Here is a 19911-nt window from a genome sequence, read left to right on the forward strand (position 1 = left end):
ATGAGAACATTTCTTTCCGAAGATTTTCTGTTACAAACGGAAACGGCTAAACGATTATATTTTGATTATGCGAAGGATATGCCGGTGATCGATTATCATAATCATCTCCCGCCGGACGAGATCGCAGCGGACCGGAAGTTTTCCAGTCTCACGGAGGCCTGGCTGAAAGGCGATCATTATAAATGGCGCGCCATGCGGGCCAACGGTGTGCATGAGGACCTGATCACCGGGGCGGCAGGCGACTGGGAAAAGTTCAAAGCCTGGGCGGAAACCGTGCCTTACACCATGCGTAACCCGCTTTATCACTGGACGCATATGGAACTGCGCAACCCCTTCGGCATCACGGAAATACTGAACGGCGATAACGCGAAAAAGATATATGATGCCTGTAATGCGCAGTTGCCGCAGCTAAGCACAAAGGCGCTGTTACAGCATTTCAAGGTAGATGCCCTCTGCACAACGGATGACCCCTGCGATTCGCTGGAGCATCACACGGCTGTTCGGGAACAGGGATTTGCCACGAAGGTATTGCCCACCTTCCGGCCGGATAAGGCCATGGGAGTGGAAGATCCCGCGGCGTTTAAAGCGTATTTGCAACAGCTCGGCGCCGCTGCCGATATCGATATCAACAGCTACGCTGCTTTGCTGGAAGCGCTGAAAAAACGTCACGACTATTTTCATGCCCGGGGTGGACGGCTTTCCGATCACGGTCTTTCTTTCTTTATGCAGGAAGACTTCACGGAATCCGCGCTCGAAGAAGCATTTAAAACATTGATGGCAGGCCGGCAACTCGATGCCAAAGCAACGGCCATGTTCAAATCCGGAACGCTGCATTTCATCTGTACCTGGAACCACGAAAAGGGATGGGCGCAGCAGTTCCACGCAGGCGCGCTGCGGAACAACAATTCCCGGCTGCTGCAACGCATCGGCGCGGATGCCGGTGTGGATTCTATCGGGGACTGGCCCATGGCCGAAGCCATGAGCCGTTTCTTTGACGGACTGGACAAACAGGGAAAACTGGCAAAAACGATCGTGTACAACCTGAACCCTGCTCATAATGAAGTGTATGCGACCATGATGGGCAATTTCCAGGATGGAAGCGTAGCCGGCAAAATGCAGTTCGGCTCCGGATGGTGGTTCCTGGACCAGAAAGACGGCATGGAAAAACAGATGAACGCGCTCAGCAATATGGGCCTGCTCAGCAGGTTCGTGGGTATGCTCACGGATTCGCGCAGCTTCCTGTCCTATTCCCGCCATGAGTATTTCAGGAGAATATTGTGTAATTTGATCGGCCATGATGTAGAGAACGGGGAACTGCCGGCCGATGAAAAATGGCTGGGCAAAATGGTACAGGATATCGCATACAATAACGCCAAAGCCTATTTTAATTTTTAATGGAACCGGTAAGAGTAATCACATTCGGAGAGATATTATTACGCCTTTCCCCGGAATGGGCTAAACAGCAGGCCGCGCTCTTTGTAGGCGGTGCTGAAGCCAATGTGGCTGCGGCACTGGCAACATGGGGCAACAAAGTGGCCTATATCAGCAAAGTGCCGGAAAATGGTTTATCCAGGCAGATATTGCAGCAATTGGAGCAGACAGGCATATCTACAGACAGGATGTTATGGGGAGGGGACCGCATCGGTGCGTATTATCTTGCACAGGGCGCGGACCTGAAGCATGCGGAAGTGGTTTATGATCGCAAATATTCTTCCTTCAGCGAAATAAAACCCGGCACAGTGGATTGGGATGCGCTGCTGGGAGATGCGGAATGGTTCCACTGGAGCGCCATTTCCCCTGCACTGAACGCCGATGCCGCAATGATCTGCAAAGAAGTGCTGGAGGCCGCTACACGGAAGGGGATGACGATCTCGACAGATCTCAACTACCGCAGCAAGCTCTGGAAATACGGACAGTCCCCCTTGCAGGTAATGCCGGAACTGACGAAGTATTGCCACCTCATTATGGGGAATATCTGGGCGGCGAATATGATGCTGGGCACACCGCTGGATGAAGCGGCCATTGCCGTTGACCGGAAAGAACAATACCTGGAAGCCGCCAAAGCCGCTGCAGCGGACATCATCCGCGCATTCCCGAAATGCGATCGCGTAGCCTTCACATTCCGTTTTTCCGCCGCGCCGTCCCACAACCTTTACTATGCGGTGTACTGGAAGGGTGGCGAACTTTTTGTGTCCAAACAATATGAAACGAATGAAGTGGTGGACAGGGTAGGGAGCGGCGATTGTTTTATGGCGGGTTTGATACACGCCAACCTGAATGGCTATACGGAACAGGAAACAATTTCCTTTGCCGCCGCAGCTGCCTACAGCAAACTGTTCGTGACCGGTGATTTTAATTTGACAACCAGAGAGACCATCTCGCAACTGATGTAATATGGCACCACATCCTGATACCGTTATCAAGGCATTTGAGCAAACCGGCGTTATACCCGTTTTTTATCACGATAGTGCGGAGATCAGCGCCGAAGTGCTGAAAGCCTGCTACGAAGGCGGCATCCGGGTATTTGAATTTACCAACAGGGGGGAGAACGCAAGACATAATTTTTCGGTGTTGCGCGATCTGAAGACCACCTCTATGCCGGACCTTTACCTCGGTATCGGCACCATCAAAAATGCTGCGGAAGCAAAACAATTCATCGACATCGGCGCGGATTTTATTGTCAGTCCCGTTGTAGATGCTGAAACGGGGGCTTACTGCAAGGAACAGAACGTATTATGGATTCCCGGCTGCATGACGCCTACCGAGATATCCGTTGCGGAAAAAAGCGGCGCGCCGCTGGTTAAATTGTTCCCGGGAAGCGCACTGGGCCCTGGTTTCGTGAAAGCGATCAAACCACTATTCCCTGCCATGAAATTTATGCCAACAGGAGGTGTGGAGCCTGAAAAAGAAAATCTGAAATCATGGTTTGATGCCGGCGTGGTATGCGTGGGCATGGGATCCAATCTCCTGTCAAAATCACTCATTGAAAACAAAGACTGGGCGGGGCTGACCGCAAAATTTGCGCAAACGATTGCATTTATCAGGGCATTAGTGTAATTTGAACGGAGATTAAGTATTTATCCTAAATAATCTGAAATGAATTCCACAATTGTTGGCCGGTACCGCTGGCGCGTAGTTGCTTTATTGTTTTTTGCAACGACCATTAACTACATCGACCGGCAGGTAATAGGATTGTTGAAACCTATGCTGGAAATAGAATTTAACTGGAGTGAAAGTGAATATGGCAGGATCGTGATGATCTTCTCTGCCTGTTATGCCGTAGGCCTTTTGATTTTCGGGAGATTTGTAGACAAGGTGGGAACCAAGGTCGGCTACACGGTATCGATCGTAGTCTGGAGTATTGCGGCAGTGGGGCATGCCTTCGCAAAATCCACTTTCGGCTTCGCTATGGCCAGGGGATGGCTCGGCCTGGGGGAGGCAGGCAACTTTCCGGTGGCTATTAAATCAGTAGCCGAATGGTTCCCTAAAAAAGAACGTGCGCTGGCTACGGGAATATTTAACTCCGGCGCCAATATCGGCGCAGTGGCCGCACCGGCTATCGTGCCCTGGCTTGCAGGCGCCTACGGATGGCAGCAGGCTTTTATCTGGACCGGTGTGATCGGTTTCGTATGGCTGGCTTTCTGGCTGGTGATGTACGAGATACCTTCCCGTCATAAAAAAATATCCAAAGCAGAATTTGATTATATCCACAGCGATCAGGTGGCTGGCGATCCCGCTGTAAAAGTAAAGGTACCCTGGATCAAGCTGTTCAGTATCCGGCAGACCTGGGCATTCCTGTTTGGTAAATTGCTGACCGACCCTATCTGGTGGTTCTTCCTGTTCTGGCTGCCCTCTTATTTCTCCACCACCTTTAATCTCGATATGAAGAACATCGGCCTGCCGCTGATCGTAGTGTACACCGCTACCACCATCGGCAGCATCGGAGGAGGTTATCTTTCCGGATGGTTCATCAATAAGGGATGGCCGGTATTCAAGGCGAGAAAAGTATCCATGCTGATCTTTGCGATTTGTGTAGTGCCGATCATGGCTGCACGGTATGTGGACAATATGTGGCTGGTGGTAGCCCTGATCAGTCTGGCTGCGGCTGCACACCAGGCGTGGTCCGCCAATATCTTTACCACAGCATCTGACATGTTCCCGAAAGAAGCCGTAAGTTCTGTTGTAGGGATCGGCGGTATGGCCGGATCTATTGGCGGGATGTTATTCCCCATCGTGGTGGGCGCTTTGCTGGATCATTACAAGGCGCTGGGCAATATTGAAGGTGGATATAACGTGTTATTTCTCATCTGCGGGGTAATGTATCTCGTTGCCTGGCTGATGATGCACATCTTCGCACCGAAGATGGAGCAGGTGACCATAAAAAGCTGATCTTCGTTTATATGAACAACAAAAAAGCAGGCTGTATCACATGAAACTGATACAGCCTGCTTTTTATAATTAATGATCTTTATCGCCGCAACCGCCGCTGCATTAGAGGCTCACACCCCGCTTCCAGGGAATGAAATCATCCTGGCGCAGTATCTCTGCTTTCGTCAGTATCTCTCCGCTGGCAACTTTTATAACATACTCAAGGATATCCTCACCCATTTCAGGGATCGTTTTCTGCCCGCTGATGATGCTGCCGGTATCGATGTCGATAATATCAGGCATGCGCTGCGCGAGGCGGGTGTTGGTGGACAGTTTGATCACCGGGGCGATGGGATTGCCGGTGGGCGTGCCGAGACCGGTGGTGAACAATACGATATTGGCGCCTGAGCCTACTTCCGCGGAGGTGGACTCCACGTCGTTGCCCGGAGTGCAAAGCAGGTTGAGCCCGGGTTTTGTCACATATTCCGTATAATCCAGCACATCCGTTACCGGGGAATTGCCGCCTTTCTTGGCAGCTCCGGCTGATTTGATGGCATCGGTGATCAGGCCGTCCTTGATATTGCCGGGGGAGGGATTCATGTAGAACCCTGAGCCCACGGACTCCGCCTTGTCCGCATAAGTGCGCATGATCGAGATGAATTTGTCAGCCGTTCTATCATCCACACAACGGTTGATCATTTCCTGTTCAACACCGCAAAGCTCCGGGAATTCAGCCAGGATAGTCGTGCCGCCCAGCGCCACCAGCAGGTCGGAAGTATGCCCGATAGCCGGATTGGCCGAGATGCCGGAGAACCCGTCCGATCCGCCGCATTCCAGGCCAATTACCACTTTGGAGAGCGGAGCAGGCTTTCGCTCCTGTTTGTTGGCTGTTATCATCGCCAGGAAAGTATCGCGGATGGCATTGGACAGCATCCTGAACTCGGGGCCGCTGGTCTGCTGCTCGTACACCAACACCGGTTTGTCGAACTGCGGATTGAGCTTTTTCAGCGCATCCTGCAGAATGGAGACCTGTGCATGCTGGCAGCCAAGGCTCAGTACCGTGGCGCCTGCCACATTGGGATGATGAATATAGCCGGCCAGCAGCGCGCACAGCGCATCGGAATCCTGTCGGGTACCGCCGCAGCCGCCTTCGTGCGTGAGGAATTTGATGCCGTCGATATTCGGAAAAACGGAATTGCGTTTATTGGTATGCGTTACCATATCCGGCTCATAGTTCCGGATAGCTTCCAGGTCGCCGTTCTGATAAAGCCTCACAAGTTCGTTCACCTGTTCATTGTATGCTTCGGTCGGTGCAAACCCCAGCCCTTTCTCAAAAGCTGTTTTGATCACGCCAACATTCCTGTTCTCACAGAACACCATGGGTATCACCAGCCAGTAGTTGCGGGTGCCTACCTGCCCGTCCTTGCGATGGTAGCCCTGGAAGGTCTTGTGCTGCCAGCGGCTGACATCCGGTTTTTGCCACTCGAAGCTGCTGTCTTTTTCATGAAAAGAATCGGCATCATGGCGGAGGTTCTTCACGGTAATGGCCTCGCCGCTGAGGATCGGTGCGGAAGCCTTGCCTACCAGTACGCCGTACATCACAACGGAATCGCCGGGCTGAAGATCTGTTAAAGGGAATTTATGTTTTGCGGGAATCGTTTGTTTCAACTGTAAGATGGAGCCATTGAACTGAATTTCCTTTCCTGCCGGAAGGTCTTGTAGAGCAACCAGCACATTGTCTTTCGGATGGATCTGAAGATAAGTGTTCATAATAGCTAAAATAGCGTATTTACAAGCTCCCTGTTAATACTAAAATCTGAATTCTTGATCGGATATTAACTAAAGCAAAGTTAAGCAAAAGTTTCACCCCGGAAAGCGCTCAAACCCCGTCGCCGCCCAGCCCGAACGTTTATTTCAGTGACTTGCCCGGACGGTACCCGGAAGGGAATGCCGGGGCACGCTGCGGCCCGCAACCTATTATTATGCAAACGTTTGCATTTCTCGTCTTTTCATATTACCTTTCCGTTGTTAATGCAACCCGCAGGTTACGGCCTGTGGCCGAAAAACTGAACAAATTAACCTTTCATCATGAGCACATCCATCGAAACAAGATATGCCAGCAGTCCGCGTGAAGCCAAATCCTGGGATACCACGCAGGCGAGGGAAGCCCTTTTGATCCCTTCCCTCTTTGAACCGGGCCGCATAAAGCTGGTGTACAGCCATTACGACCGTTTTATCGCCGGCGGGGCCATGCCCGTTGCGCAGCCGTTAAAGCTGGAAACAACTGATCCGCTGAAAGCGGATTATTTCCTGGAGCGCCGGGAGCTGGGTATCATCAACACCGGCGGCGCCGGAACGGTAACGGTGGATGGCGAAGTGTTCGGCATAGATTTCAAGGAAGCATTGTATATCGGAAGAGGGAAGAAGGAAGTCGTGTTTGCCAGCAGCGATGCGGCATCACCGGCCCTTTTTTATATCAACTCAACGCCCGCGCATACCAGTTACCCCACCCGCCGCATTACCCGGCAGGAAGCGGATATAGTTGTGCTGGGTGCGCAGGAAACCTCCAATCTCCGCACCATCAATAAATTGCTCGTGAATTCCGTGCTGCCTACCTGCCAGCTGCAGATGGGCATGACGGAGCTGCAGCCCGGGAATACCTGGAACACCATGCCGGCCCATACGCACGACCGCCGTATGGAAGTGTATTGCTATTTTGAAGTGCCGCAGGGCCAGGCTGTTTGCCATTTCTGGGGGGAGCCGCAGGAAACCCGGCATATCTGGATGCAGAACAACCAGGCCGTGATATCCCCGCCCTGGTCCATTCACTCCGGTGCAGGCACCAGCAACTATACCTTCATCTGGGGCATGGCCGGCGAGAACCTGGATTATGGGGATATGGACCATTGCGCCATTCCTGACCTCCGGTAGGCGGCGCCGGTTCGGGCAACAGGCGGGTGCCTGGCATCCCCCGATTGCCGCAGCAGTGCTTTGGTCAGCCTGTGGGAGAAACAGGCTACCGATTTTTCACAAGAAAACTTCCTTACATAATGAGCGTACGCGATCTTTTTAGTCTACAAGGTAAAACCGCGCTGGTCACCGGCTGTAAAAGAGGGATCGGCAAAGCGATGGCTGTGGCGCTGGCAGAGGCCGGAGCCGATATCATCGGCGTATCTGCCTCCCTGGAGACCACCGGCAGCGATGTAGAAAAAGCAGTACTGGCCACCGGCCGGAAATTCCGCGCCTACCAATGCGATTTTGGGAAGCGCGAAGCATTGCATACTTTTATCCGGACGGTACAGAAGGATTTTCCGGTCATAGACATCCTTGTCAATAATGCAGGGACCATCATGCGCAAGCCGGCGGCAGAACATCCTGACGAGTATTGGGATGAGGTGATCGCAATCAACCAGACGGCCCAGTTCATTCTCACCCGCGATATCGGGAAAGGAATGCTGGAACGGGGGAAAGGTAAAGTGATCTTTACAGCCTCCCTGCTTACTTTCCAGGGCGGTATCAACGTACCCGGTTATGCTGCCAGCAAGGGAGCAGTGGGACAGTTGACGAAGGCCTTTGCCAATGAGTGGGCCTCCCGCGGTGTGAATGTCAATGCCATTGCTCCCGGTTATATTTCCACGGATAACACGGCAGCATTACGCGCAGACGAGAAACGCAGCCAGGGCATATTGGAACGCATTCCCGCAGCACGCTGGGGGGAACCGGAAGACTTTATGGGACCCGTCGTATTCCTGGCTTCCGAAGCTTCCAGCTATATGCACGGCACCGTCATGACGGTGGATGGCGGCTGGATGGGACGGTAAGCTTTCTGCTTCCAAAATTAACGCATCAACGTATGTCCATCCGCTCAGAAAAAACTATCGTAGATATTGCGGCAGAGTTGCAGCTTTCCGTGTCCACCGTTTCAAGGGCACTGAACGATCATCCCAATATCAGTGTAAAGACCAAGGAAAGGGTAAAGAAAATGGCCCGCAAGCTGGGTTACCGCCCGAATGCCATGGCCGCCGGCCTCCGTAACAACAAAAGCAGGACCATCGGCCTGATCGTCCCGCGCATCTCGATGTTCTTTCCCGCAGCGATCACCACCGTGATGCAGAACAAATTACAGGAATACGGATACAACCTGATCATCTGCCAGAGCAACGATTCCCTGGAGCAGGAGATCGCACTGGTGAATACGCTGTACTCTGCCCGGGTGGACGGCCTCGCCGTATCCGCCACACTGTACACCACCGATTTTTCGCATTTCGATGTCTTCAAGCAGCACAATATCCCCCTTGTTTTCTTCGACCGCGTACCGAAAGATTACAACGTAAAAGTGATCAAGGGCGATGACCTGCAGGGCGGGTACCTGGCAACGGAACACCTGATCAGTAAAGGCTGCAGGGATATTGTGCATATCTCCGGCCCCCTCACCTGCAATCTCTACAGGGAGCGGCTGGCAGGTTATAAAGATGCGCTCCAGAAACACAAGATCCCCTTTAAAAAGCAAAGGGTCTTCTTCCACGAACTGACGCGGGAAAATGCTTTGCAGACGGCTCAAAGGATATTTGAAAAGAAACCTTACCCCGATGGCATTTTCGCTACCAACGATACCACCGCCGTCACATTGCTGGAGTATTGCCGGAACAATGGCATATCCGTGCCGCAGCAATGCCGCATCATCGGTTATTCCAACGATCCGCGAACAGAGATCGTGACGCCATCCATTACTTCGGTGGACCAGCATCCTGTTACCATGGGGGAACGGATCGTGGCTTCGCTGATGGAGCTCATCCAGGCCAAACACCCATCCACCTACAAACATTCCCAGGAAATAGTGCCGATAGAACTGGTGGAAAGGGATTCCACCGGCGGCCCGGCCAAACGAAAGAAATAAACCTGATCGAACGTTATGAAAAAAATTGCCTTCCTGTTATTTGCCTGCTGGATCACTACCGCCCAGGCACAAACGAAATTATCCGCTGACGAAATGAGCGCCCTGGTGGAAGAAAGCTTGCAGTTCTCCGCCCGGCAATATAAACATATGATGCGGTCGGTACCGGATTCCCTGCTGCCCCGTTCCACCAATACAGACGGCAGCCTGATGACCGCAAAGTTCAACTGGTGGACCGGCGGCTTCTATCCCGGCTCCTGCTGGTACCTTTACGAATACTCGAAAGATCCGGTATTCCGGCAGGAAGCGGTAAAACGTATGACGTTGCTGCTCCCCAATCAGTACCGCACCAATACGCACGATCTCGGGTTCCTCATGTACTGCAGCTTTGGCAATGGTCTCCGGCTGGAAGGCACGGAAGCGTACAAAGATATCCTGATGACCAGCTCCCGTTCCCTGTCTACCCGCTTCAAACCCACCATCGGCGCTATCCGCTCCTGGGACCACCGCCAATGGAAATGCCCGGTGATCATCGACAACATGATGAACCTCGAAATGCTTTTCTGGGCCTCAAAGCATAGCGGCGATCCTGCTTTCCGCGATATCGCCGTTGCCCATGCCAATACCACCATGAAAAATCATTTCCGGCCGGATTACAGTTCTTACCACGTCGTGGATTATGATTCCATCAGCGGCCAGGTGATCGCCAGAAAAACCCATCAGGGCCATGCCGATGAATCCGCCTGGAGCCGCGGCCAGGCATGGGGCCTGTACGGATACACGTTGATGTACCGCGAAACAAAGGATAAAAAATATCTCACCCAGGCCCGCCGCATTGCGGACTATATGCTGAACCATCCCCGTATGCCGGAAGACCTGGTGCCGTATTACGATTATGATGCCCCCGAAATACCGAACGCTATCCGCGATGCTTCCGCCGCAGCCGTCATGAGCTCCGCCTTGCTGGAACTGAGCCGGTACACAAAGAAAAGAGACAGCAAACGGTACTGGAATGCCGGCGCGGACGCCCTGGCCAGTCTTGCCGGGCCTGCCTATCGCGCAAAGGAAGGGGAGAACAATCACTTCATCCTCATGCACAGCACCGGCTCCAAGCCTGGTAACTCCGAGCTGGATGTGCCGCTGACGTACGCGGATTATTACTTCCTCGAAGCACTGCTCCGGTACCGGCAGTGGAAATAAATCCCGATACTCTGTTAACCCTGCGACCCGTTTTTTTTGTTTATTTTAGCCAAAATACGAAACGACGGGCGCATGATTCATTTACCAAATCTTATTATGGACCTGGCCCTGATCCTGGGCGCAGCTGCCGTGACCACGCTGATATTCAAGAAGCTGAAGCAGCCGCTGGTATTGGGCTACCTGATCGCGGGCATCCTGGTAGGTCCTTATTTTGACTTGTTTCCGACCATTAAAGAGAAAGGCAATATCGAAGTATGGGCAGAGATCGGTGTGATATTTTTATTGTTCAGCCTGGGGCTTGAATTCAGTTTCAAAAAACTGATGAAAGTAGGCGGCTCCGCTTCTATCACTGCTTTGGTAGAAGTGGTGGTGATGCTGTGCCTGGGGTATGGCACCGGCCAGTTATTGGGTTGGTCGCAAATGGACAGCATTTTCCTGGGAGGGGTGTTATCCATTTCCTCCACAACCATTATCATCAGGGCATTTGAAGAACTGGGGGTGAAAGGCCAGAAGTTTGCCGGCCTGGTTTTTGGCATCCTGGTGGTGGAAGACCTGGTGGCTATCGTGCTGCTGGTGTTATTGTCCACCGTTGCCGTCAGCCAGCAGTTCGCGGGGCAGGAGATGCTGGTTTCCGTGATCAAGCTCGTGTTCTTCCTTATTCTCTGGTTCATCGGCGGTATCTTTTTTATCCCCACCCTGCTCAAGAAAACAAAATCGCTGATGAGCGAGGAAACCCTGTTGGTAACCTCGCTGAGCCTGTGTTTGCTGATGGTGGTACTGGCTACCCAGGTAGGTTTCTCCGCGGCGCTCGGCGCCTTCATCATGGGCTCCATCCTGGCCGAGACTACCCAGGCGGAGAAAATAGAACACCTGGTGAAATCCGTGAAAGACCTCTTCGGCGCCATCTTCTTCGTCTCGGTAGGTATGCTGATAGATCCCCGGATGCTGCAGGAACACTTCGGGCCGGTGATCCTTATCACCCTCGTGACCATATTCGGTAAAACCATCAGTACCGCTACCGGTGCGGTTTTATCGGGACAGCCACTCAAATCCTCCGTGCAGGCAGGCATGAGTCTCGCGCAGATCGGGGAATTCTCGTTCATTATCGCCACATTGGGATTGACTCTGAAGGTCACCAGTGATTTTATATACCCGATCGCCGTGGCGGTTTCTGCAATTTCCACCTTTACCACACCCTACATGATCAAGGTGGCGGAACCGTTTTATAATTGGCTGGACAAGCGTATCCCTGAAAAATGGAAAGCGGCTTTGTCCCGCTACAGCACCGGCGCACAAACCATCTCACAGGCGAGTGACTGGCAACTGGTGCTGAAAGGATATGCGATCAATACCGTTGTATTTTCGGTGATCGTGATCGCCATCAGCCTGCTGTCGTCCCTGTACGTGCTGCCGAATGCCGATCTGTGGTTCGGAGAGCAATGGGGGCGGGCTGCAACGGCTGTAGTGACATTGATCGTTATGATGCCTTTCCTCTGGGCGCTGGCCGTCAGGCAGGTGCAGACCACCGCGTTTGCCAACCTTCATGCGCAGAACCGGTATAAAGGGCCGCTGTGGCTGTTGCGCATCGCGAGGATAGGGCTTGCCGTGTTCTATATCGGATTTACGCTGGGCCGGTTCTTCTCTTTTGCCATAGCCGTCTCCGTTACCTTGATGATCGTGGTGATACTGATACTGCTGTCAAAGAAGATCCAGCTGTTCTACAACCGCCTGGAAGCCAGGTTTCTCAGGAATTTCAATGAACGCGAAGCCGCAGCGGCGGCAAAAGAGCAACAAAAAGTGGTGTTGGCTCCCTGGGATGCACATCTTACTTCGTTCACCGTTCATCCGGAATGGGAAGGCGTGGGCAGAACACTGGAAGAGCTGAGCCTACGGGAGCGTTATGGGGTGAATATCGGTGTGATAGAAAGAGGCGAAAAGCTGATACCCATTCCCCAGAAATCTGAACGGCTGTTCCCGGGAGACCGGTTGCAGGTGATCGGAACAGACGAGCAGATCACACTCTTCCGCAATTATATTGATCAGCATTTGCCGCAAAGCAATACTTCCAGAACAGAAGTGGAGCTGCGCCGGTACGAAGTATTGCCCGGATCAACGGTACATAACAAAACCATCCGCCAGTCCGGTATCCGCGAGTTGGCCCGCAGCCTGGTAGTAGGTATAGAGCGTGGCGATCAGCGTATCCTGAACCCCGTTTCTGATATGGTACTGGAAGAAAATGATGTGGTATGGGTCGTAGGCAATCCCCGCCGTATCGCTACGCTGTTCCGGGTGAAGAACGACAGCAGGAGCGAAACGAGGGGCGAAGCCCAGCAACCGCAAACTATATAAATCTTTCCCCTAATTCTGTAATGCTTTCCCCTTTGTATCGGCGGACCTTTGTATGGTAAAAAAGGAACAGCAGATGCAAACGAAAGAACATACCGTCAAACAAAGTTTTCCCGTTACCGGCATGAGTTGCGCCGCCTGTGCAGGCAGCGTGGAAAGCATGCTTGGCGCACAGCCGGGCATCCGGTCCGTAGCGGTGAACTTTGCCAATAATACCGCCCTGGTGGAATATTCCCCCGAACAGGCAGACCCCGCCGCCTGGAAGAAATCCATCCAGTCCATCGGTTATGATCTGCTGACGGACAATGTAACGGAAAGCCTGGCCGCCCATCAGCAGGCACATTATAAAGCGCTGCGGAACAAAACCTGGCTGGCTATTGCTTTTGCTGTTCCCCTGGTGGTGATCGGGATGTTCTTCATGGATATTCCCTATGCCAATTACATCATGTGGGCACTGGCAACCCCGGTAGTGCTGATATTCGGCAGCCAGTTCTTCATCAACGCCTGGAAACAGGCCCGGCATGGCAAAGCGAACATGGATACCCTTGTGGCGCTGAGCACCGGCATCGCCTATATTTTCAGTGTATTCAATACCGTTAACCCGCAATTCTGGCACAGCCGCGGACTGCACGCACATGTGTACTTCGAGGCCGCAGCTGTGGTGATCGCTTTTATTTTACTGGGCAAGATGCTGGAAGAAAAGGCAAAAGCATCTACTTCCTCCGCCATCAAAAAGCTGATGGGCCTGCAGCCGAATACGGTAGTGCGCGTAGGCGAAAGCGGTGCGGAGCAGATCGTTCCGCTGGGCGAAGTGCTGGTGAATGATGTGCTGATCGTAAAACCGGGGGAACAGGTGCCGGTAGACGGAACGTTGACCAGCGGCAGTTCTTATGTGAATGAAAGCATGATCACCGGGGAGCCGGTACCGGTGGCGAAGCAGGAAGGCGATACGGTATATGCCGGAACGCTGAACCAGAAAGGCAGTTTCCGTTTCCGGGCAAAACAGGTAGGCAGTGATACGCTGCTGGCGCAGATCATCCGCAGGGTGGAAGAAGCGCAAGGCTCCAAAGCACCGGTGCAGAAACTGGTAGACAAAGTTGCGGGCGTATTTGTGCCGGTGGTCATGGGGATAGCTGTGCTGGCTTTTTTCTCCTGGGTCATCTGGGGCGGTGAAAACGGGCTGACGCAGGGGCTGCTGGCTATGGTGACCGTGCTGGTGATCGCCTGCCCCTGTGCGCTGGGACTGGCCACTCCTACCGCTATCATGACAGGCATGGGTAAAGGCGCGGAAAACGGCATCCTCATCAAGGATGCGGAAAGCCTCGAAAAAGCCTATCGCATAGAGGCGCTGATACTGGATAAAACAGGCACCATCACGGAAGGCCATCCGGAAGTGGCCGGAGAGTCCTGGCGGGCGGAAGGGGACAGGTTGCGGTATGCTGCGGTGCTGACCGGACTGGAAGCACAATCCGAACACCCGCTGGCGGATGCCGTAGTACGCTACTTCCCGTTCGACCCTGTGCATCCCGGGCACTTTGAAAGCCTCACAGGCCGCGGGGTGAAGGGAATATTCCAGGGCAGTACTTTTTATGCCGGCAACAAGGCTTTGCTGGATGAGCATCGTATCAGTATTGCTGACACATTGCAGCAACAGGCCAATAAATGGCTGGAGCAGGCGCATACCGTGATCTGGTTTGCAGACGGAAAGGAAGCACTCGCGGCCATTGCGGTGGCGGATAACGTAAAAGCTGGTTCCGCCCGGGCGGTGCAACGCCTGCAGCAAATGGGAGTGGAAGTGTATATGCTGACGGGAGACAATGCACAAACAGCCGCCGCCGTGGCTAAAGAAACCGGCATCCGCCATTTTGAAGCCGGTCTGCTGCCGGAGGATAAAGCAAACTTCATCGAAAAGCTGCAACAACAGGGCAAAACAGTAGCCATGGTAGGGGACGGGATCAACGACAGCCATGCGCTGGCACAGGCTGATGTAAGCATTGCCATGGGCAAAGGCACGGATATTGCGATGGATGTGGCGATGATGACACTGATCTCTTCCGATCTGCAACAGCTGCCCAAGGCCATCAAACTCTCCCGTAAAACTGTACGCCTCATCCGCCAGAACCTTTTCTGGGCCTTTATTTACAACATCATCGGTATTCCCCTGGCTGCCGGAGTACTGTATTCCTCCACCGGGTTCATACTTAACCCGATGATCGCCGGAGCGGCCATGGCGCTCAGTTCTGTATCGGTCGTAAGCAACAGCCTCCGGCTGAAATGGGCGAAAATATAATTATCGAATTAAAAAACAACAAGCATGAAAACGTTGAAGTTCAAGACCAATATTAATTGTAGCGGCTGTATCAGATCAGTAACGCCTTTCCTCGATGGGGAGAAAGAGATCGCGCATTGGGAAGTGGATATCGTCAATCCGGACAAGGTACTCACGGTATCTACAGGGACCCTGTCTGCCGGAGAAGTAAAAGAAGTAGTGAAGAAAGCAGGATACACGGCGGAAGAAGTATAATGAGGAAACCGGTATTGGTAAACGGGTGCGGCCTGCGGGTCGCATCCGTTTTTTTTTATTATCTTGATAGATATGAGAATAACTGGGCTGTTAATATTGACCATATGGTTTTCCTCGTGCCGGTTTTTTAGCGAAAAGCGGGCAAAGGAAGAGCAGGTTGAACTTTGGAAAGAAAGGGTGAATAGTCCTGTTCACATACAGCAACCTGCCTTTGAAGGATATATTTATCCAAGGGCATTTAAAGCAGCTGCCTTGTATCCCGGCCGGTTTACACCAGGAGAAGCAGATATCATACTGGTGGAGAAAGTGTTGTCCAGACAATTAAAAATACTGAACGAGTCTTCATTCACTGCAACCTGGCATCCTGCAAAGGTTCATGAGGAACTGCCGGGGTATGTACGGCAGTATGTCGGATATATAGATGACAGGGGCGAGAAGATTATATGGATCAATTGCACATATGAGCCGGATATCAGGCAGAGGCCCCGGTATGGGGATGGGATCATTAAAATGCGCGATGGAGGAAGCGCATACTGGAACGCACGGGTGAATCTTTCAACGGGTAAGCTATTCAATCTGTATATTAATGACGATGTCTGATCCAATTTATACCCTGCTCCTCAAATCCCGGATTTTAGCCGTAATTTCCCGTCTTAGCACCAATAATAGCTGACCAAATCTATTCCTTAATGCTCATGCCAACAAATTGCTGTACGACTTATGAATGATAAAGGCCCGGAAATGAAACGCCTTTCCCTGAAGGATGTGGCCCGTATGGCCGGAGTGGCGCCGTCTACCGTATCATTCGTTTTGAATGGGAAGGCCCGCCAGATGCGCATCAGCGATGAGCTGGCCGCAAAGGTCATGGCCGTTGTGAAAAAAACAGGGTATCAGCCGCACCATGTGGCGGTGAACCTGCGTACCGGCCAGTCCAAAACACTGGGCCTTATTGTAGAAAGCATCTCGGGCAGCTTCTTTGCTGCACTTGCCAGAGTGATTGAAACGGAAGCGGACCGCTTTGGCTACAAGATCGTGTATTGCAGCACAGAGAACAATGCCAGCAAAGGAAGCGAACTGATCCGCATGCTGTCCAGGCAGCAGGTGGATGGTTACCTGATCACACCCGCTGCCGGCATGGAAAAAGATATACAGCAGCTGCTGGCGCATAAACGCCCGGTTGTGCTGATGGACAGCTATTTCCCGGAACTGGAGGTGCCGTATGTGTTGATCAATAATTATGAAGGTGTAAAAGAAGGCATCACCCACCTGCTTGCAAAAGGATATAAAAAGATAGGGTTTGTGACGGTGGATATGGAACTGGTACAGGTGCAGCAGCGCCTGAAGGCCTACAAGGATACCCTGCGGGACCATGGCATCTCCGTGCATAGCAGGCAGATATTGAAGCTCTCATACAACAGTCCCCGTGAAGAAGCGATCACCAGGATCCAGGAGCTCATCCGCGGAAATAAAGGCATGGATGCTATATTCTTTTCCACCAATTACCTGGGCATCCTGGGCCTGGAAAGCATAGCGGGCCTTGGTCTGACGATCCCGGGAGATCTGGCGATGGTGTGTTTTGATGATCATGATATCTTCCGCCTGTACCCTCCAGGCATAACGGTCGTGCAGCAGCCCATCGAAGACATTGCCAAAACCGCGATGGGATTGCTCATGCAGCAGCTGGACAAGAACAGGGAGCCTGCAAAGAATACCCATGTGGAACTACCCGGCAAATTCATACAACGCGGCTCCGCATAACCATGCACCACAGAAAAAATGCCGGCGTTTTCGCATGAATCCCGCCAGGGAAAGTGTATATTGCCAAACTGCGAAATATCCAATACTTCAATTATCTTTGGGCCGGCCCCTGACCGGCAAGAACTGCAGATTATTTTTTAAGGAGAAATGAAGGAGATTGGGTCAGGTTTGGTAAATTTACCGCCGCAAGTTGACAACAATACCGGTTTCAGGACCAGGTAAATGGATTGCTTCCCTATTCCTTGGCAGTTAAAAATGATCCTGAAACAGGAACGGAGGGAGTACATTCATAAATTATTATATAGTGCTTATCATACAAACAATAAAGAGTAGCATCTAACGGCTGGCCCATTCCTGGGCCGGCCCACGTTTATTATGCTAAATCGATTTTGTAGTGAATGGATGTAATAATTGATTGAAAATTAAAGTGATGAACATGATTAAAATAAAATATTTTACACACATGAAAAAGGCAGCATGGAGTTTCCTTGCCCTGTTCGCAGGCTTCCAGACCAGCGCGCAGACCGTATCCTCAGTGACGGACCCTGTAGAGTGGGTGAACCCCTTGATGGGTACCGATTCGAAGGTCAGCCTCTCTAACGGCAATACCTATCCCGCAGTGGCTACCCCCTGGGGCATGAACTTCTGGATGCCGCAAACCAATACCATGGGTAATGGTTGGGCCTACCAGTATGGGGCGGACAAGATCCGCGGCTTCAAACAGACGCACCAGCCCTCCCCCTGGATCAACGACTACGGCCAGTTCTCTATCATGCCGGTAACGGGGAAACTGCGCTTCCACCAGGATGCCCGCGCCAGCTGGTACTCTCACAAAGCGGAAGTTGCCAAACCCTATTATTACAGCGTGTACCTGGCTGACGCAGACGTTACCACCGAGATCACCCCCACCGAAAGAGCTGCCCAGTTCCGCTTTACCTATCCGGCATCAGACAGCTCCTTTGTAGTCGTGGACGCATTCGACAGAGGCTCCCACATCAAGATCCTCCCGCAGGAGAAAAAGATCATCGGTTATACCACCCGCAACAGCGGTGGTGTTCCCAAGAACTTCAAGAACTACTTCGTCATCTATTTCGATAAGCCGTTTACCATAGCCCACACCTGGAATGGCGACAAGCTGGAAAAGGGTGTGCTGGAACTGACGGATGGCCATGTTGGCGCCATCGTAGGTTTCAAAACGGCCAAAGGCGAAAAGGTGGGCCTCAGGGTAGCGTCTTCCTTTATCAGTTTCGAGCAGGCCGAACTGAACCTGAAACGTGAACTGGGCAACGATGCTTTCGATGTCACCAAACAGAAAGCCAAGGCAAGCTGGAACAAGGAACTGAGCCGCCTTTCCCCCGAAGGAGGGACAGTGGACCAGGTACGTACCTTCTACTCCTGCCTCTACCGCGCCCTGCTTTTCCCGCGCAAGTTCTATGAATATGACGCGCAGAACAGAGTGGTGCATTACAGTCCCTTTAACGGCGAAGTATTGCCCGGATACATGTTCACCGATAACGGTTTCTGGGATACCTTCCGCTCGCAGTTCCCTTTCCTCACCCTGATGTACCCTGAAATGAACAGCCACATCATGGAAGGCCTGGTGAACACCTACAAGGAAAGCGGCTGGTTGCCGGAATGGGCCAGCCCGGGGCACCGCGACTGCATGATCGGTTCCAACTCCGCTTCTCTCATTGCGGACTCCTACCTGAAAGGTATCCGCGGTTACGATATCAATACCCTCTACGAAGCGCTGCTGAAGAACAGCGAGAACGAAGGTCCCCTGACCTCCGTAGGCCGTAAAGGTGTTAAATTCTATAACGAGCTGGGCTATGTTCCGTATGACGTGAACATCAACGAAAATGCCGCCCGTACGCTGGAGTATGCGTATGACGACTTCACCATCTACAAGCTTGCCATCGCGTTGAAGCGCCCGCAGGAAGAGATCGAACGGTTCCGGAAACGCAGCCAGTTCTACCGTAATCTCTTTGATCCGGAAACAAAGCTGATGCGCGGTAAAAACAAGGACGGCAAATTCCAGGCGCCTTTCAATCCCTTCAAATGGGGAGATGCCTTCACCGAAGGCAACAGCTGGCATTATACCTGGTCTGTATTCCACGACATCCAGGGCCTGGCCGACCTCATGGGCGGAAGGGAAAGTTTTGCGGAAATGCTGGACTCCGTGTTCAACATGCCTCCGGTGTATGATGAAAGCTATTACGGTGGCGTGATCCACGAGATCCGCGAAATGCAGATCGCCAACATGGGCCAGTATGCACACGGCAACCAGCCCATTCAGCACATGATCTATCTGTACAATTACGCAGGCCAGCCCTGGAAAGCCCAGTACTGGGTGCGCCAGGTGATGGACAGGCTGTACCATTCCGGTCCTGATGGCTATTGCGGTGATGAAGACAATGGGCAGACTTCCGCCTGGTACGTGTTCTCCGCCATGGGTTTCTACCCGGTTTGTCCGGGTACGGACCAGTACGTTTTCGGAGCGCCGTTGTTCCCGAAAATGACGGTAACTATGGAGAACGGAAAGAAACTGGTGATCGAAGCACCCGGCAACAGCGCTGCCAATGTTTACGCACAAAGCATTTCGCTGAACGGCAAGAACTACGGCAAGAACTGGATCAGTCATGCAGACCTGCAAAAGGGCGGTGTGCTGAAAGTAGTGATGGGTGCGCAACCGGAAAAAACGAGGGGAACGAAGGAAGAAGCCTTCCCTTATTCCTATTCAACGGAGAAAAAATAAACGGGGAATCAGTCAGCAGGTGATGCGTGGAATTTGCACAACAGATGCAACGGGCTAACCAAAAAA

15 protein-coding genes are annotated in these 19911 nt (G+C 52.4%); 14 read left to right on the top strand and 1 reads right to left on the bottom strand.

The window, feature by feature from the left end; genetic code table 11:
- From uxaC to FW415_RS08330, 4 genes are read left to right on the top strand one after another with little or no spacing between them, the layout of a single operon-like run.
- Positions 1 to 1395, top strand: a complete 1395-nt coding sequence (gene uxaC, locus FW415_RS08315; RefSeq protein ID WP_148383800.1) for a glucuronate isomerase — start codon at positions 1 to 3, stop codon at positions 1393 to 1395.
- Complete coding sequence (locus tag FW415_RS08320; RefSeq protein ID WP_148383801.1) at positions 1395 to 2393, top strand: sugar kinase; 999 nt, start codon at positions 1395 to 1397, stop codon at positions 2391 to 2393. The genes uxaC and FW415_RS08320 overlap by 1 nt, the downstream gene beginning before the upstream one ends.
- Before the next feature lies 1 nt (position 2394).
- On the top strand, positions 2395 to 3057 hold the full coding sequence (eda, locus tag FW415_RS08325) for a bifunctional 4-hydroxy-2-oxoglutarate aldolase/2-dehydro-3-deoxy-phosphogluconate aldolase (protein WP_148383802.1): 663 nt from the start codon (positions 2395 to 2397) through the stop codon (positions 3055 to 3057).
- 39 nt (positions 3058 to 3096) lie between these two features.
- Positions 3097 to 4389 (top strand): MFS transporter, encoded by a 1293-nt coding sequence (locus FW415_RS08330; protein ID WP_148383803.1) that lies wholly within the window; start codon positions 3097 to 3099, stop codon positions 4387 to 4389.
- Between the two features lie 102 nt (positions 4390 to 4491).
- On the opposite strand, the gene FW415_RS08335 is transcribed toward FW415_RS08330, so the two are convergent.
- A complete protein-coding gene (locus FW415_RS08335; protein WP_148383804.1) occupies positions 4492 to 6138 on the bottom strand; it encodes a UxaA family hydrolase in 1647 nt (548 codons plus the stop codon).
- Positions 6139 to 6456: 318 nt separating this feature from the next.
- Here FW415_RS08335 and kduI point away from each other — a divergent pair, with 318 nt between their 5' ends.
- The 10 genes from kduI to FW415_RS08385 all read left to right on the top strand — a co-directional run bounded on the left by kduI (position 6457) and on the right by FW415_RS08385 (position 19845).
- On the top strand, positions 6457 to 7299 hold the full coding sequence (kduI, locus tag FW415_RS08340) for a 5-dehydro-4-deoxy-D-glucuronate isomerase (RefSeq protein ID WP_148383805.1): 843 nt from the start codon (positions 6457 to 6459) through the stop codon (positions 7297 to 7299).
- Positions 7300 to 7418: 119 nt separating this feature from the next.
- Complete coding sequence (locus FW415_RS08345; RefSeq protein WP_210420846.1) at positions 7419 to 8189, top strand: SDR family NAD(P)-dependent oxidoreductase; 771 nt, start codon at positions 7419 to 7421, stop codon at positions 8187 to 8189.
- Positions 8190 to 8221: 32 nt separating this feature from the next.
- Positions 8222 to 9265, top strand: coding sequence for a LacI family DNA-binding transcriptional regulator (locus FW415_RS08350; protein WP_148383806.1), 1044 nt, complete (start codon positions 8222 to 8224; stop codon positions 9263 to 9265).
- Positions 9266 to 9280: 15 nt separating this feature from the next.
- Positions 9281 to 10462, top strand: a complete 1182-nt coding sequence (locus tag FW415_RS08355; protein WP_148383807.1) for a glycoside hydrolase family 88 protein — start codon at positions 9281 to 9283, stop codon at positions 10460 to 10462.
- A gap of 72 nt (positions 10463 to 10534) precedes the next feature.
- A complete protein-coding gene (locus FW415_RS08360; protein ID WP_148383808.1) occupies positions 10535 to 12811 on the top strand; it encodes a cation:proton antiporter in 2277 nt (758 codons plus the stop codon).
- Between the two features lie 73 nt (positions 12812 to 12884).
- Positions 12885 to 15098, top strand: coding sequence for a cation-translocating P-type ATPase (locus FW415_RS08365; protein ID WP_246858976.1), 2214 nt, complete (start codon positions 12885 to 12887; stop codon positions 15096 to 15098).
- A gap of 24 nt (positions 15099 to 15122) precedes the next feature.
- The gene (locus FW415_RS08370) at positions 15123 to 15332 is read left to right on the top strand and encodes a heavy-metal-associated domain-containing protein (protein WP_148383810.1); all 210 of its coding nucleotides are present in this window, start codon (positions 15123 to 15125) and stop codon (positions 15330 to 15332) included.
- 72 nt (positions 15333 to 15404) lie between these two features.
- Positions 15405 to 15932, top strand: coding sequence for a hypothetical protein (locus FW415_RS08375; RefSeq protein WP_148383811.1), 528 nt, complete (start codon positions 15405 to 15407; stop codon positions 15930 to 15932).
- A gap of 120 nt (positions 15933 to 16052) precedes the next feature.
- Positions 16053 to 17090 (top strand): LacI family DNA-binding transcriptional regulator, encoded by a 1038-nt coding sequence (locus tag FW415_RS08380; RefSeq protein ID WP_246858977.1) that lies wholly within the window; start codon positions 16053 to 16055, stop codon positions 17088 to 17090.
- 463 nt (positions 17091 to 17553) lie between these two features.
- A complete protein-coding gene (locus FW415_RS08385) occupies positions 17554 to 19845 on the top strand; it encodes a GH92 family glycosyl hydrolase (RefSeq protein ID WP_148383812.1) in 2292 nt (763 codons plus the stop codon).
- Positions 19846 to 19911: the final 66 nt, after the last annotated feature.

Source organism: Chitinophaga sp. XS-30, assembly GCF_008086345.1.
In the GTDB taxonomy this organism is placed as follows: Bacteria; Bacteroidota; Bacteroidia; order Chitinophagales; family Chitinophagaceae; genus Chitinophaga.

Bases quoted from the DNA above. Each gene is read 5' to 3' on its own strand.
- FW415_RS08320 (WP_148383801.1), top strand. From the start codon at position 1,395: ATGGAACCGGTAAGAGTAATCACATTCGGAGAGATATTATTACGCCTT.
- uxaC (WP_148383800.1), top strand. From the start codon at position 1: ATGAGAACATTTCTTTCCGAAGATTTTCTGTTACAAACGGAAACGGCT.
- FW415_RS08370 (WP_148383810.1), top strand. From the start codon at position 15,123: ATGAAAACGTTGAAGTTCAAGACCAATATTAATTGTAGCGGCTGTATC.
- FW415_RS08375 (WP_148383811.1), top strand. From the start codon at position 15,405: ATGAGAATAACTGGGCTGTTAATATTGACCATATGGTTTTCCTCGTGC.
- FW415_RS08385 (WP_148383812.1), top strand. From the start codon at position 17,554: ATGAAAAAGGCAGCATGGAGTTTCCTTGCCCTGTTCGCAGGCTTCCAG.
- FW415_RS08330 (WP_148383803.1), top strand. From the start codon at position 3,097: ATGAATTCCACAATTGTTGGCCGGTACCGCTGGCGCGTAGTTGCTTTA.
- FW415_RS08355 (WP_148383807.1), top strand. From the start codon at position 9,281: ATGAAAAAAATTGCCTTCCTGTTATTTGCCTGCTGGATCACTACCGCC.
- eda (WP_148383802.1), top strand. From the start codon at position 2,395: ATGGCACCACATCCTGATACCGTTATCAAGGCATTTGAGCAAACCGGC.
- FW415_RS08380 (WP_246858977.1), top strand. From the start codon at position 16,053: ATGAATGATAAAGGCCCGGAAATGAAACGCCTTTCCCTGAAGGATGTG.
- FW415_RS08360 (WP_148383808.1), top strand. From the start codon at position 10,535: ATGATTCATTTACCAAATCTTATTATGGACCTGGCCCTGATCCTGGGC.
- FW415_RS08365 (WP_246858976.1), top strand. From the start codon at position 12,885: ATGCAAACGAAAGAACATACCGTCAAACAAAGTTTTCCCGTTACCGGC.
- FW415_RS08345 (WP_210420846.1), top strand. From the start codon at position 7,419: ATGAGCGTACGCGATCTTTTTAGTCTACAAGGTAAAACCGCGCTGGTC.
- kduI (WP_148383805.1), top strand. From the start codon at position 6,457: ATGAGCACATCCATCGAAACAAGATATGCCAGCAGTCCGCGTGAAGCC.
- FW415_RS08335 (WP_148383804.1), bottom strand. From the start codon at position 6,138: ATGAACACTTATCTTCAGATCCATCCGAAAGACAATGTGCTGGTTGCT.
- FW415_RS08350 (WP_148383806.1), top strand. From the start codon at position 8,222: ATGTCCATCCGCTCAGAAAAAACTATCGTAGATATTGCGGCAGAGTTG.